At 70.1% G+C, this 13,643-nt stretch carries 12 protein-coding genes; 5 read left to right on the top strand and 7 right to left on the bottom strand.

Translation table 11 applies throughout. From position 1 onward, the window contains the following. Positions 1-38 precede the first annotated feature (38 nt). Complete coding sequence (locus tag AB0I94_RS12965) at positions 39-587, bottom strand: CGNR zinc finger domain-containing protein (RefSeq protein ID WP_363309553.1); 549 nt, start codon at positions 585-587, stop codon at positions 39-41. Positions 588-714: 127 nt separating this feature from the next. Here AB0I94_RS12965 and AB0I94_RS12970 point away from each other — a divergent pair, with 127 nt between their 5' ends. The 4 genes from AB0I94_RS12970 (at position 715) to AB0I94_RS12985 (ending at position 4,734) form a co-directional block, all read left to right on the top strand. Continuing rightward, entirely contained in the window at positions 715-1,173 is a 459-nt protein-coding gene (locus AB0I94_RS12970) for a VOC family protein (protein ID WP_363309554.1), read from the top strand. Between the two features lie 164 nt (positions 1,174-1,337). Next, positions 1,338-2,240, top strand: a complete 903-nt coding sequence (locus AB0I94_RS12975; RefSeq protein WP_363309555.1) for a pyridoxamine 5'-phosphate oxidase family protein — start codon at positions 1,338-1,340, stop codon at positions 2,238-2,240. Between the two features lie 9 nt (positions 2,241-2,249). Continuing rightward, complete coding sequence (locus tag AB0I94_RS12980; RefSeq protein ID WP_363309556.1) at positions 2,250-2,705, top strand: NUDIX hydrolase; 456 nt, start codon at positions 2,250-2,252, stop codon at positions 2,703-2,705. 247 nt (positions 2,706-2,952) lie between these two features. Then, positions 2,953-4,734: a TIGR03767 family metallophosphoesterase gene (locus tag AB0I94_RS12985; protein WP_363309557.1), complete on the top strand. Its 1,782-nt coding sequence runs from the start codon at positions 2,953-2,955 to the stop codon at positions 4,732-4,734. Positions 4,735-4,798: 64 nt separating this feature from the next. On the opposite strand, the gene AB0I94_RS12990 is transcribed toward AB0I94_RS12985, so the two are convergent. Further along, complete coding sequence (locus AB0I94_RS12990; RefSeq protein WP_363309558.1) at positions 4,799-5,854, bottom strand: hypothetical protein; 1,056 nt, start codon at positions 5,852-5,854, stop codon at positions 4,799-4,801. A gap of 207 nt (positions 5,855-6,061) precedes the next feature. Next, positions 6,062-8,662 (bottom strand): aminopeptidase N, encoded by a 2,601-nt coding sequence (gene pepN, locus AB0I94_RS12995; protein WP_363309559.1) that lies wholly within the window; start codon positions 8,660-8,662, stop codon positions 6,062-6,064. A gap of 163 nt (positions 8,663-8,825) precedes the next feature. Here pepN and AB0I94_RS13000 point away from each other — a divergent pair, with 163 nt between their 5' ends. Further along, entirely contained in the window at positions 8,826-9,473 is a 648-nt protein-coding gene (locus AB0I94_RS13000; RefSeq protein WP_363309560.1) for a DsbA family protein, read from the top strand. Position 9,474: 1 nt separating this feature from the next. Here the strand turns inward: AB0I94_RS13000 and AB0I94_RS13005 are convergent, their stop codons facing one another. The 4 genes from AB0I94_RS13005 to AB0I94_RS13020 form a co-directional block, all read right to left on the bottom strand. Further along, on the bottom strand, positions 9,475-9,684 hold the full coding sequence (locus tag AB0I94_RS13005) for a hypothetical protein (protein WP_363309561.1): 210 nt from the start codon (positions 9,682-9,684) through the stop codon (positions 9,475-9,477). Positions 9,685-9,809: 125 nt separating this feature from the next. Continuing rightward, entirely contained in the window at positions 9,810-10,460 is a 651-nt protein-coding gene (locus AB0I94_RS13010; protein ID WP_160505044.1) for a superoxide dismutase, read from the bottom strand. Between the two features lie 202 nt (positions 10,461-10,662). Continuing rightward, positions 10,663-12,102, bottom strand: coding sequence for an amino acid permease (locus tag AB0I94_RS13015; RefSeq protein WP_363309562.1), 1,440 nt, complete (start codon positions 12,100-12,102; stop codon positions 10,663-10,665). 135 nt (positions 12,103-12,237) lie between these two features. Beyond that, the gene (locus AB0I94_RS13020; RefSeq protein WP_363309602.1) at positions 12,238-13,554 is read right to left on the bottom strand and encodes an amino acid permease; all 1,317 of its coding nucleotides are present in this window, start codon (positions 13,552-13,554) and stop codon (positions 12,238-12,240) included. Between the last annotated feature and the right edge of the window lie 89 nt (positions 13,555-13,643).

Consider the following 13,643-nt stretch of genomic DNA (forward strand, 5'->3'; position numbering starts at 1 on the left):
GGCGACATAGCAGGTCATTTTCCCCGGAGCTCAGGACCCTAGGCCTCGCGGGCGCGGGCGTAATGGCGCGAGGCCTTCGCCCGGTTTCCGCAGGCGGCCATGGAGCACCATCGCCGCGTGCCGTTCCGCGACGTGTCGAAGAAGTGCAGGATGCACGCGTCGTGGGCGCAGGGTCTGATCCGGTCCGGCGCGGTGGCGAGCAGCGTCAGGTAGTCCCGTGCCGCCAGCCAGGCGGCGCCCCATGTCGCGTCCTTGAACTCGGGCTCTTCGCCCGGCCCTTCGGGGGAGAGGGTGGCCCTGATCCGTCCGTGTCCGAGGATCTGGTTGACGCGCGCGATTCCGGCGGCGGTGTCCGGGCCGTCCACGACGGTGGAGATCGCGTCGCGCGCCCGCCGCACGTGCTCCAGCGTCGCCTCGTCCGCGCCGAACCGGTCGTCGAGCCCGTTGGCGGCGAGCCAGACGGTCAGTCCCTCGGTGTCGGTCAGCAGGTCCTGGCGTGTGCCGTCCGCCATCCACCGGGTGTTGAGGAGGTCGAGGGAGAGCGGCTCGCCGACAAGTGGACGGGGGTCGCGGGGCGGGGCGGTCATGGGGGGCTCCCTTCGAGGCTAACCATCAAAGGGTACGTGACCGGTTGACGGTCCCATGGCTAACCACTAACGTCACTTTCAATGGTTAGCCCGCATGGGGTGGGCCGCCGTCGACAAGGGGAGAGTCATGACCGCGACCAGCACACTGCGCACCGGCCACGTCGGTCTGAACGTCACGGACATCGAGCGCTCGCTCGCCTTCTACCGCGACGTCATCGGCTACGGCGTGCTCGGCGAAGGCAAGGAAGAGGGACGCAGGTTCGCCTTCCTGGGGCAGGACGGGACCCTCGCCCTCACGCTCTGGCAGCAGGCGGACGCCGCGTACGCCGCGGGGAACGCGGGACTGCACCACCTGGCGGTCGAGGTGGACACCATCGAGCAGGTCCACGCGTACGAGAGCGCCCTGCGCGCCCACGGGGTGGAATTCGCCTACGAGGGGGTCGTCCCGCACGGCGAAGGCGCCGCGTCCGGCGGGATCTTCTTCCACGACCCGGATGGCACACGCCTTGAGATCTACGCGGGGTCCGGCGGGGGCGCCTTGGGCCGGGCTCCGGTGGCGGATGCGCCGACCTGCGGGTTCTTCTAGCCGCTGCCCGGCTGGGCAGGTTGCGCAGCTGCTCGGCCTGCCCGCTTCGCGGCAGAGTGTTGTTCGTCGTCCGCGGGTCGTCCGTGGCTGGTCGCGCAGTTCCCCGCGCCCCTTCGGGGGCCAGTCCCTCGCGTCCCTTCGGGCGCTCTCCCGGTAGGAGTGACATGTCCCCGAACGCGCCGAATGCCCCGTACCACCACGGCTCCCGCGCCGTTCAGGATCTCGTCGGCGTGCGGGAACTGGCCGATCACGTGGGCCGGTCCGTAGGTGACGGCATCCGCCCCGTCGCCGCCGCCTTCCTGGAGATCCAGCCCATGCTGGTGATCGGCGGCGCGGACCCGGCGGGCGCCGTCTGGGCCTCGCTGCTCACCGGCGCTCCCGGGTTCGTGCGGGCCACGGGACCGCACCAGATAGCGGTCGCGGGCGGCCTTCGCCGGGCCGACCCCCTGGCAAGCGCCCTCGCCCGGGAGGGCACCCCCGTGGGCACGATCGCCCTGGACCCCCGAACCCGCCGCCGCATGCGCCTCAACGGCAGGGCCCGCCCGACGCCGCGCGGCCTGGCGATCGAAGCCGACCAGGTCTTCTCGAACTGCCCGAAGTACATCCAGAAGCGGCAGCTTCCGGTGGGCACCATGCCGGGCCGCCCGTCCGCGCCCCGCCACGGAGTGAAACTCACCGGCGATCAGCGCGCGTTCATAGCCGAGGCGGACACCTTCTTCCTCGCCACCGTCCACGCAAAGGGTGCCGACGCCAGCCACCGGGGCGGCCGTCCCGGCTTCGTCCAGGTTCCTTCCCCCTATGAACTCACCTGGCGGGACTACCCCGGCAACTCCATGTTCCTGTCCCTCGGCAACCTCGCCACCGATCCCCGCGCCGGCCTCCTCTTCCTCGACTGGACGACCGGCACCACGCTCCAGCTCACGGGCACGGCCCGCACCACCCACGGTGACGACGGCTCCCGCACGCTCCGCTTCACCCTCACCGAGGCGGTTCAGACCCTCGGCGCGAGCCCCTGGAGCTGGACCGCTCCGGAGTACTCCCCTGCCAATCCACCCCAGGGGGACTAGCGTCACTCCGTGCACAAAGAGCTCCGGGTGGCGGCCTACGCCGTATGCGTGCAGGACGGGCAGTTGCTGCTCGCTCGCTGGGTGGCGGGCGACGGCAGCAAGCGCTGGACGCTGCCCGGCGGCGGGATGGACCACGGGGAGGATCCGTACGACACGGTGATCCGCGAGGCCGACGAGGAGACGGGGTACACCATCGAGCCCCGCGCGCTGCTCGGCATCGACTCGCTGCGCCGCCGCTATCCGCGCAAGCTCGGTGCCGTCGCCGACTTCCACGGCGTGCGGATCGTCTACGAGGCGCACATCACCGGCGGCGAACTGCGTCACGAGCGGGACGGTTCGACCGATCTCGCGGCCTGGCACGCGCTGGACGCCGTAGCCGGACTCGACCGGGTCGGACTCGTCGACATCGGGCTCGACCTGTGGCGGTCACGGCCCGCCGACGGGCATCTGGCGGCGCCTTCCTGAGGGCCCGCAGCGTCCTCCCTTCCCCGGAAGGTGAACATGGAGTGACCGCCTCCTCTCGCCCCGGGGAGGGGTGCGTGACAGCGCAGGGTGCCCGATGATCCACGTACGGTGATCGGCGTTGCCCGTTGCGGTCTCGTTAACGTGCAGGCCATCCCGGATGCCAACGATCCAGTAGAGCGGGAATTTCGCCTGGTGCGGAGCTGCCCGCGACCACTGCCGACGCGTTCGCAATCGGGGAGACCGCGCCATGTCGCGCATACGCATCGTCGCCACCGCCGCCCAGTCCACCGCCCACTCCGCCCTGTCCGCCGTGGACCGCCGGGCCTTCCTGGCGACCACCGGAGCCGTCTCCCTCTCCGCGGGCATCGGCTATGCCCTGCGGCCCGGCACCAGCCATGCCGCCCCCAGCAGACCCGCCCCCGTCGCGCTCTCCCGGCAGGCGCCCGCCGCACCCCTGGCGCCGTACCGGGGCGGCACCACGCTGGGTGCGGTCGCCACCCCGCGCGGCACCTCCGGCTACCGGCGGCTCGGCGACGGCCCCGCCTGGGACCGCGTGGTCCGCGGTGATCTGGCCGCCGCCAAGGGTGGCCGCGAGGGGCGGCGCACCCCGCTCGCCGCGTTCGTCCAATTCACCGACCTGCACCTGGTCGACGTGCAGCATCCGCTGCGGTACGAGTATCTGCGGGCCCAGACCGCGAGCGCCTGGCGCCCGCAGGAGGCCCTCTCCGTGGCAGGCGCGGTCGCGCTCGTCGAGCGGGTCAACGCGCTGCGCGGCGCGCCCGCCACCGGATCGCCGCTGCACTGCGTGGTGACGACGGGCGACAACACCGACAACAACTCACGTTCCGAGCTCGACTGGTTCCTCAAGACCATGAGCGGCGGGCGCATCAACCCCAACACCGGTGACCCGCGCCGCTACGAAGGCGTGCAGGACAGCGGCCTGAAGCTGTACTGGCACCCCGACGACGACCTCCGCGACTCCGACAAGGCCCTCGGCTTCCCGCGGGTCGACGGCTTCCTGGAGGCCGCGCTCCGCGAGGTCAACAGCCCCGGTCTCGGACTTCCCTGGTACTCGACCGTCGGCAACCACGACGCGCTGCCCGGCGGCTGCTGGGGGCCCGGCGACTCGTACTTCTCCGAATTCGCCGTCGGCGGACGCAAGCTGATGTCGCTCGACGAGCCGCGCGGCGCCGCGCTGTGGAAGGCCGTGAAGAAGGGCCGCGACCCCAAGGGCGCGCAGTTCAAGGAGCTCCTGAAGAGCGAGGCGCGGCGGATGCGCTCGGTCACCCCGGACGAGAGCCGCGCGCCCTTCACCCCCGCCGAATACGTCGCGGCCCATCTCGATCCGGCGTACAAGGGCCACGGCCCCGCCGGACACGGCTACACGCGGGAGAACCTCGACGCGGGCACCCAGTACTACTCGTTCCGCATCAGCGACGACGTACTCGGCATCAGCCTGGACTCGACGGACCCCGGCGGCCACTACGAAGGTTCGCTCGGCACGGCCCAGACGGAGTGGCTGGAGCGGGAGCTGAAGGCGAACGAGGAGAAGGACGGCGGCGGGTCGTACGTCATCGTCTTCAGCCACCACACCAGCCGGACGATGCGGAACCTGCGCGCTGACCCGGACCGCCCGCGCGAGGGCAGGCACGGAGGTGACGAGATCGTCGCCCTCCTCGCCCGCCACAGTTCCGTCCTCGCCTGGGTCAACGGACACAGCCACAAGAACCGGATCACCGCGCACCAGACCCCGCGCGGCTCCTTCTGGGAGGTCTCCACGGCCTCGCACATCGACTTCCCGCAGCTGGCCCGCGTCGTGGAGGTGAGCGACAACCACGACGGCACGATCTCCCTCTTCACCACCCTCATCGAGTCGTCGGCCCCGCACCGCACGGATTACGCCGATCTCTCCCAGACCGGCCTCGCCGCGCTCTACCGCGAACTGTCCTTCAACGCCCCGGGTGCCAAGCCCGCGCTGGGCGGCGAGCCGGGCGACCGGAACACGGAGCTCGTCCTCAAGAAGGGCTGAAACCCCCTCGGCCGCGCGCGAAAGTAGGGGGCGGGCCCGCAGACACGGGCTCCGCCCCCTTTCGCTACCTGGGCAGCACCACCACATACGCGGCGGGATCACGGTCGCTCGACGCCATCAGGGCCGTCCGCACGACGGTCGCCTGCTGCTCCAGCGACTCGCGCAGCTTCTTGGGCGTCAGGTGCACGACGGTGATGCCGAGCCGCTCCAACTGTTCGCGCTTACGGGCGTATTCGGACCACAGCGCGTCGTCGTCCTGCCGGAACCCCTGCCGGGTCACCCGTGTGTCCAGCTCGAGCGCGACGGCCAGATCGGGCCAGTAGGCGTCCACGCCCCCCAGATGCGGTCCGCCGGGCAATCGCAGGTCGACGTTCCACAGCGGATCGGGCAGGTCGTGCTCGGTGACCATCCGGTAGAGCCGGTCCTCGGCGAGGGCCCGCCCCTCGGCGAGCAGGGAGTCCACCGCGTCCACGACATGCGGACGGGTGAGCAGCTTCGCCTGGCTCAACTCCCGGACAGCGGCCGCCGGTTCGCAGTGACCGTCGCGCACCGCCTCGGTGAGCAGCCTGCGCACGGCGGCCGCCTCGCCCAGGCCCGCCACGGCGTCGGCGAGCGCGCGCGGCACCGGGGCCACCGGAACTCCGCCGATCTGTACGGCGGTCGGCAGGGCCGGGGTCCGCACGAGGCGTGCGAAGCCGGTGGAGCGCAGCCGCCGGGTGCGCGGGACCAGGACGTCGATGCGGTCCAGGGAGAGCAGCGGGGGAGCCGACGAGAAGCGGTGCAGAGTGAGCGCCGCGAGTCCGGTGATCAGGGCGTCGGCGTACGGGGCGTGCGGATCGCCCGCGCCGGGCTGTGCGGGCACCGACTTGGCGGCCTTGGCCGGCGGCCGTCCGGCGAACAACAGGGCGCCGTGCAGGCGCTCTTCGCTGGTCGGCGGGCCCGGGTGCAGCAGACAGACCCCCGGGAGCAGCTGCTGCCAGGGGCCTTCCGGGCGGCAGTGGGCGGCGAGGTCGGCGGCACAGACGCCGTGGGCGCGGAGCTGGGCGGTGCTCATCACGCGGCGCTGGACGTCGGCGAGGTGACGGAGGGGGCGGGGGGAGAGCGGGGTGTTGTGGTTCATGACCGGGCCATTCCCGCCGCTGAACCGCCCCCTAACCGCTGTTACACGCTCGTCGACATAACCGGACAACCCCGCACTAAAGTGCAGACGTTCGACTGCCGAAAAGGTCCGTTTGCGCGCGGTACGTGCCGACGGTCCTCCTCCCCGTCGTGGGCGCCACGCCGAAGCCGCCGAGCAGCGGTCGACGCGGCGCCCACCCCGGGTGCCCTAGGAGGCCGCGGCGTCGCACGCCTGTGCCTGGAGCGAGCGCGCGAGGTCGTCCCGGGCCTCGAGCACGAGCCGCCGCAGTGCGGGCGCGGCCGACTCGTGCGAGGCGAGCCACAGGTCCGCCGCGTCCAGCGTCCCCTGATCGTCCTGGAGGTGCGGGAACAGCCCCCTCACCACGTCCATGCCGATCTGGATGGAGCGCTCCGCCCACACCCGCTCGATGGCGGCGAAGTACAGCGGGGCGTACGGAGCGGTCAGCTCCCGCTGGGACGACTGCGCGAAGCCCGAGATCGTCGCCCCCGCCAGCGCGTTCGACAGGGAGTCGGACTCCACCACGGAGGCCCACGCCTGCGCCTTCACCGCCGCGGAGGGCCGCGCCGCCAGGCACCGCACCTGATGTCGCTTGCCCGAAGCCGTGTCGTCCCGGACCAGCTCGGCGGCGAGCACCCGCTCATCGGCGACGCCGTGAGCGGCCAGCGGACCGAGGAAGGACCAGCGCAGCTCCTGGTCGACGTCCAGGCCGTCGATCTTCGCCGTCCCTTCGAGGAGGCCCTGCAAGAGCTGGAGATCGGCCGCGGACGAGGCCACAGCGGCGAAGAACCTCGCCCACGTCAGCTGGTTCTGGCTGCCGGGCTCCGCGATCCGCAGCTCCCGCAGCGCGCCCTCGGCGAGCGCCCGCCCGCCCTCCTCGCGCCACTCGGGGGCCGCGTAGAAGGTGAGGGCGGACTCCGCCCAGGTGTGCAGCATCTGAAGGACGCCGATGTCGCTCTCGCGCCCCGCGAACCGCAGCACGAGCCCGATGAAGTCCCGTGCGGGCATGAGCGCGTCCCGGGTGAGATTCCACAGCGCGGACCAGCACAGCGCGCGGGCGAGCGGATCGGTGAGGTCGCCGAGGTGCGCCCGCAGCGTGTCGAGGGAGTTCTCGTCGAAGCGGATCTTGCAGTACGTCAGGTCGTCGTCGTTGACCAGGACGAGATCGGGGGCTTCCTCGCCGGCCAGCTCGGACACCACCGCCCGCGGCCCTTCGACGTCCAGCTCCGCGCGTGCGTACCGGGTGAGCTCACCCTCGGGCGTGCGGCGGTACAGACCCACCGCCACGCGGTGCGGACGCAGTTCGGGGGTGCCCGTCGGCGGAGCCGGCTGATGAGCAGAGCCGGAGGCTTCCTGGAGCACGGAGAGCTCGGTGATCCGGCCCTCCGCGTTCAAAATCACCTGGGGCGTGAGGGAGTTGACGCCCGCCGTCTGCAGCCACGACCGCGACCAGGACGCCATGTCGCGCCCTGAGGTTTCCTCAAGGACCGACAGCAGGTCGCCGAGCCGGGTGTTCCCGTACGCGTGGCGCTTGAAGTAGCGCCGGGCGCCTTCGAGGAACGCGTCGCGCCCGGCATAGGCGACGAGCTGCTTCAGGACGCTCGCGCCCTTCGCGTACGTGATCCCGTCGAAGTTGAGTTTGGCGTCCTCCAGGTCGCGGATGTCGGCCGTGACCGGGTGCGTGGAGGGCAGCTGGTCGGCGCGGTAGGCCCACGCCTTGCGGTTGTTGGCGAAGGTGATCCAGCCGTTGGTGAAACGGGTCGCCTCGACCATCGAGAAGGCGCCCATGAAGTCGGCGAAGGACTCCTTGAGCCACAGGTCGTCCCACCAGCGCATGGTGACGAGGTCGCCGAACCACATGTGCGCCATCTCGTGCAGGATGACGTTGGCCCGGCGCTCGTACGACGCCTGGGTCACCTTGCCGCGGAAGATGAACTCCTCGCGGAAGGTCACACAGCCGGGGTTCTCCATCGCGCCCAGGTTGTACTCGGGGACGAAGGCCTGGTCGTACTTCCCGAAGGGGTACGGGTAGTCGAAGTTGTCGTGGAAGAAGTCGAGCCCCTGCTTGGTCACCAGGAAGACGTCGTCCGCGTCGAAGTGCTTCGCCAGCCCCTTCCTGCACAGCGCGCCGAGCGGGATGTCCAGCGTCGTGCCGTCCTCGAAGGTGCGGCTGTAGGAGTCCGTCACGTAGTGATAGGGACCCGCGACGACCGCGGTGATGTACGTCGAGATCGGCTTCGTCTCGGCGAACTTCCATACGCCGTCGACCAGTTCACCGGCGCCGTTCGACCAGGCGGTCCATCCCTCGGGCGCCCGCACCTCGAAACGGAAGGGGGCCTTCAGGTCGGGCTGCTCGAAGTTGGCGAAGACGCGGCGCGAGTCCGCGGGCTCGTACTGCGTGTACAGATAGACCTCGCCGTCCTCCGGGTCGACGAAGCGGTGCATGCCCTCGCCGGTGCGGCTGAAGGCGCACTGGGCGTCCACCACCAGTTCGTTCTCCGCGGCCAGGTCGTCCAGCGTGATCCGCGTGCCGTCGAAAACCTCGGCCGGGTCCAGGTCCCTGCCGTTGAGGGACACCGCCGTGACGCTCGGGGCGATCAGGTCGGCGAAGCTCGTGGCGCCGGGGTCGGCGCAGCGGAAGCGCAGGGTGGTGACGGAGCGGAACGTGCGCGGCTCCTGGTCGCTCTCGCCGAGCGCGGAGCGCAGGTCGAGAAAGACCTCGTACCCGTCGACGGACAACAGTGCGGCCCTTTCCTGGGCCTCGTCGCGGGAAAGATTCTCACCGGGCACGGGCGGTACTCCCTTGTACTCGCATGTGGAAGTCGTGGATCGCACGACCTGTACGAATGTCTACGATCCTCGCATGTGCCCTCAGCGGGCGGTATCGGGGAATGCCCGGGTAGATCACTGACGTTCCCCTGGCCAAGCGCGCACGTATTCCCTAGGGAGAGACATGTCCGAGAACGGCAAGCCTGGCAAGATCCCCGTCGACTTCTGGTTCGACCCTCTGTGCCCGTGGGCCTGGATGACCTCGCGCTGGATGCTCGAGGTGGAGAAGGTGCGCGATGTCGAGGTCCGCTGGCATGTCATGAGCCTCGCCGTGCTGAACGAGGACAGGCTCGACGAGCTGCCCGAGGAGTACCGCGAGATGCTCGCGACGCAGGCCTGGGGCCCGGTCCGCGTCGTCATCGCCGCCCAGCAGAAGCACGGTGACGAGTACACCGGCAAGCTCTACACCGCCCTTGGCACCCGCTTCCACAACCAGGGCGAGGGTCCGACCCGCGAGGCGGTCGTCGCCGCGCTCAAGGACGTCGGCCTGCCCGAGGACCTCGCGGACTACGCGGACTCGGACGTGTACGACACCCAGCTGCGCGCCTCCCACCAGGAGGGCATCGACAAGGTCGGCCAGGACGTCGGCACGCCCGTCATCGCCGTTCCCGGCGCGGACGGCGAGCAGGTCGCCTTCTTCGGCCCCGTCGTGACGCCCGCCCCCAAGGGCGAGGCGGCGGCAAGGCTCTGGGACGGCACGCTCCTGGTCGCGTCCACGCCGGGCTTCTACGAGATCAAGCGGACGCGTACGCAGGGGCCGGTCTTCGACTGAGCTAGCCGAACGACGGCGGCAGGTCGAAGCCGTCCCGGTGGGCGAAGTAGTTCTGTACCCGCAGGCAGCCCTGGCGACCGCACCGCCAGTATTTGCCCGCGTCGGCCGGGCCCACCCGGGCGACGACGATGTCCAGTGCGTCTCCCGTGGGCTTCTGGAAGTTCTGGTGGGTGTCGCCGCAGTTCAGGCAGCGCCTCCAGGGATCTGACATGGCCCCAGCGTCCTCCGGGACCCCGCACACCGAAAGACCCCCGTGAGTCATGTCCTCACGGGGGCCTTTCGTCCATCCGCCTGCCTCAGCGAAGGTTGAGAAGACGATCACGAGGCAGGACGATCTCAGGGGGCCAGCAGCAGGCTGTTCACGCGCTGCTTCGCGGCGTCGTAACGCTTGGCGACGTCCTGCCAGTTGACGACGGCCCACATCGCGTCGATGAAGTCCACCTTCTGGTTCTTGTACTGCAGGTAGAAGGCGTGCTCCCAGGCGTCGAAGACCAGGATCGGCGTCGAGCCCTGGCCGACGTTGCCCTGGTGGTCGTAGACCTGCTCGACGATGAGGCGGTTGCTGAGCGGCTCGTAGGCGAGCACGCCCCAGCCCGAACCCTGCGTGGTCGCCGCGGCCTTGGTCAGCTGGGCCTTGAACTTGGCGAAGGAGCCGAAGGACTCGGTGATCGCGTCCGCGAGGTCACCGACACCGTCCGCGGCCAGCGGCTCGCCGCCGCCACCGTCCTTCGGGCTGTTCATGTTGTGCCAGTAGATGCTGTGCAGGATGTGGCCGGAGAGGTGGAAGGCCAGGTTCTTCTCCAGCCCGTTGATGGCGCCCCACGTCTCCTTGTCGCGCGCCTCCTCCAGCTGCTCAAGGGTGTCGTTCGCGCCCTTCACGTACGCCGCGTGGTGCTTGTCGTGATGCAGCTCGACGATCTGGGGGTTGATGACCGGCTCGAGCGCCGCGTAGTCGTACGGAAGTTCTGGAAGCGTGTAAATGGCCATGATCCGAGCCCTCCGACTGCTGCTCCGCTGTAGTGCAACGCTTATTGCAATCAATGTGCAAGTGCAGGCTAGCAGCAGGAGTGGGTGGAGGAAGGGTGGGGATGATCAGCCCTTCGTCCTAGGACCGGAGACCGGAGACCGGAGACCGGGAAAACGCGAGAGGGCCCCGAGTCGGTCGACTCGGGGCCCTCTCGCGTCGCTGCTACTCGGCGGCGACGGCCGCACGCTTCTCCGCCGTCTTCTGCCGTACGAATCCGATGATCGCGAGCGCCAGCGTCAGCGTGCCCGTCGCCAGGAGCTGCTTGCGGGTGTCGGGCTGTTCCGTCATCAGGTAGAAGATGTACGCCATCGCGGCAAGCGCGACCCAGGTCAGGAACGGGTAGGCCCACATCTTCACGACCAGCTTCTGCGGCTCCTCGCGCTCCGTCCTGCGGCGCAGGATCAGCTGCGAGGCGGCGATGAAGATCCAGACGACCAGGATCATCGCGCCGATCATGTTCAGGAGCCACGGGAAGACGTCGTCCGGGCGCCAGTAGCTGAGCAGGACGCAGACGAAGCCGAAGACCGAGGAGGCGAGGACCGCCAGGCGCGGGACGCCGCTGTGGACGCGGCCGAGCGCCTTGGGGCCCTGGCCGCGTGCGATCAGGGAGTACGACATGCGCGAGGCGCCGTAGATGTTGGCGTTCATCGCGGAGAGCAGGGCGATCAGGACGATGACGTTCATGATCTGGCCGGCGCCGGGGATGCCCAGGTGGTCGAGGGTGGCGACGTACGGGCCCTTCGCCACGACCTCCTTGTTGTCCCAGGGGAGCAGCGTGACGACGACGAGCATCGAGCCGACGTAGAAGACGGCGATGCGCCACATCGCCGTGCGCACGGCCTTGGCGACGCTCTGGACGGGCTTCTCGGACTCCGCTGCCGCGATCGTGACGGTCTCCAGACCGCCGTACGCGAAGACGGACGCGAGGAGGCCGATGATCAGGCCGTCCGTGCCGTTCGGCATGAACCCGCCCTCACCGGTGAGGTTGGCCGTGCCGGGGGCGGAGGCGTCCGAGCCGGGCAGGATGCCGAGGATCGCGAGGACGCCGATGCCGAGGAAGAGCGCGATCGCGCCGACCTTGAGCGCGGCGAACCAGAACTCGAACTCGCCGAAGTTCTTCACGGCCGTCAGGTTGGCCCCGCAGAACACCAGCATGAAGAGGGCGACCCAGGCCCACTCGGGGCTGTCGGGGAACCAGCCGACCATGATCTTCGCGGCGCCGATGCCTTCGAGTCCGACGGCCACGCAGAGCAGGAACCAGAAGCCCCAGCCCGCGGTGAAGCCCGCCCACGGGCCGATCGCCCGCTCGGCGTGGACCGAGAACGAGCCTGACGCCGGGTTCGCCGCCGACATCTCACCGAGCATGCGCATCACGAGCATGACGAGCGCGCCGGATATCGCGTAGGCGAGGACGATCGAGGGGCCCGCCGCGGCGATGCCCGCTCCGGAGCCCACGAAGAGGCCCGCTCCGATGACGCCACCGAGGGCGATCATGGAGAGGTGCCGCTGCTTCAGTCCGTGGACGAGCGGGGAATCGACCTTGGGGGCCTCGTCGGGTGATGCGCCTGGCGATGCGTCCTGGGGGGTGGACGTCCGAGACATGGGCGTGCCCTGTTCAGTAGCTGAGACGGGGGAGCGAGCGGCCCACAGTCTGAAGTCAGGTACCGCTGACAGGGAACACCTGACCGCTATACGGACACGACGCTCACACGTTGTGAAGATGTGGACACGAGATGTTCACGCGCGTTTCATGCGCGCCTCGCGCCACTCCCGTAGCCCCGCGACCGCGAGCACCAGACAGGTCGCACCCGCCGACCACAGCAGCTGCGGCCGGGCCGCGTCGTCGGTCAGCATCAGGCCGAGCACGGCCGCCATCGCCGCGAGCGCCGCCCACGTCAGGTACGGGAAGGCCCACATCCGCAGGACGAGCCGCTCCGGGGCCTCACGCTCGATGCGGCGGCGCAGCCGTAGCTGCGAGACCGCGATCAGTGCCCACACGAAAAGGAGCACCGCGCCGACCGAGTTGAGCATGTAGAGGAAGACCGAGTCGGGCCACTTCAGATTGAGTACGACGGAGACGAAGCCGAAGGCCACCGACGCGAGCACCGCCCGGCGCGGGACCCCGCCGCCCGACACCTTCAGCAGGGCCTTCGGCGCCTCGCCGCGTTCGGCCAGCGAGAAGACCATCCGGGACGAACCGTAGAGATTGGCGTTCAGTGCCGAGAGCAGCGCCACGAACACCACGATGTTCATGATCGTGCCCGCGGACGGCACCCCGATCGAGTCGAGGACCGTCACATACGGACTGACGCCGGCCTTCTGGGCCGTCCAGGGCAGCACCGTCACGATCACGAGCATCGAGCCGACGTAGAAGAAGAGGATGCGATAGACGGCGCTGCGCACGGCGCGGGCGACCGAGCGCACCGGGTCGTCCGACTCGGCGGCCGCGATCGTCACGACCTCGAGGCCGCCGAAGGCGAACACGACGGCGAGCACGCCGGAGGTGACGCCCTCCCAGCCGTTGGGCAGAAAGCCGCCGTGCCCGGTGAGGTTGGTGAGGCCCGCGGGCTCCGTGTCCGGAAGCACCCCGAAGACCGCGAGAAGACCGAGCACCAGGAACGCGACGATCGCGAACACCTTCAGGGCGGCGAACCAGAACTCGAACTCGCCGAAGTTCTTCACCGCGGCCAGGTTGGCCGCGGTGAACACCAGCATGAAGATCAGCACCCAGGCCCACTGCGGCACGCCCGGCGCCCAGCCGCTGGCGATCTGCGCCGCACCGGTCGCCTCCACGGCGAGCACGACGACGAGCAGGAACCAGTAGAGCCACCCGACGCTGAACCCCGCCCAGCGGCCGAGCGCACGCTCGGCGTGCACGGAGAAGGACCCGGAGGCGGGCATCGCGGCCGACATCTCGCCGAGCATCCGCATCACGCACATCGCGAGCGCACCGGCGATGAGATACGAGACGACGATCCCGGGCCCGGCCACGGCGATCCCGGCCCCCGAGCCGACGAAAAGCCCCGCCCCGATGACTCCACCGAGCCCGAGCATGGTCAGATGCCGCTGCTTGAGGCCGCCGCCGAGAGGTTCCGGCTCTACCGTTGTGGGCAGGCGTCGGCGGGACGGGTGGGCACAACCCC

Source organism: Streptomyces sp. NPDC050147 (genome assembly GCF_040660195.1).
Classification (GTDB): Bacteria; Actinomycetota; Actinomycetes; order Streptomycetales; family Streptomycetaceae; genus Streptomyces.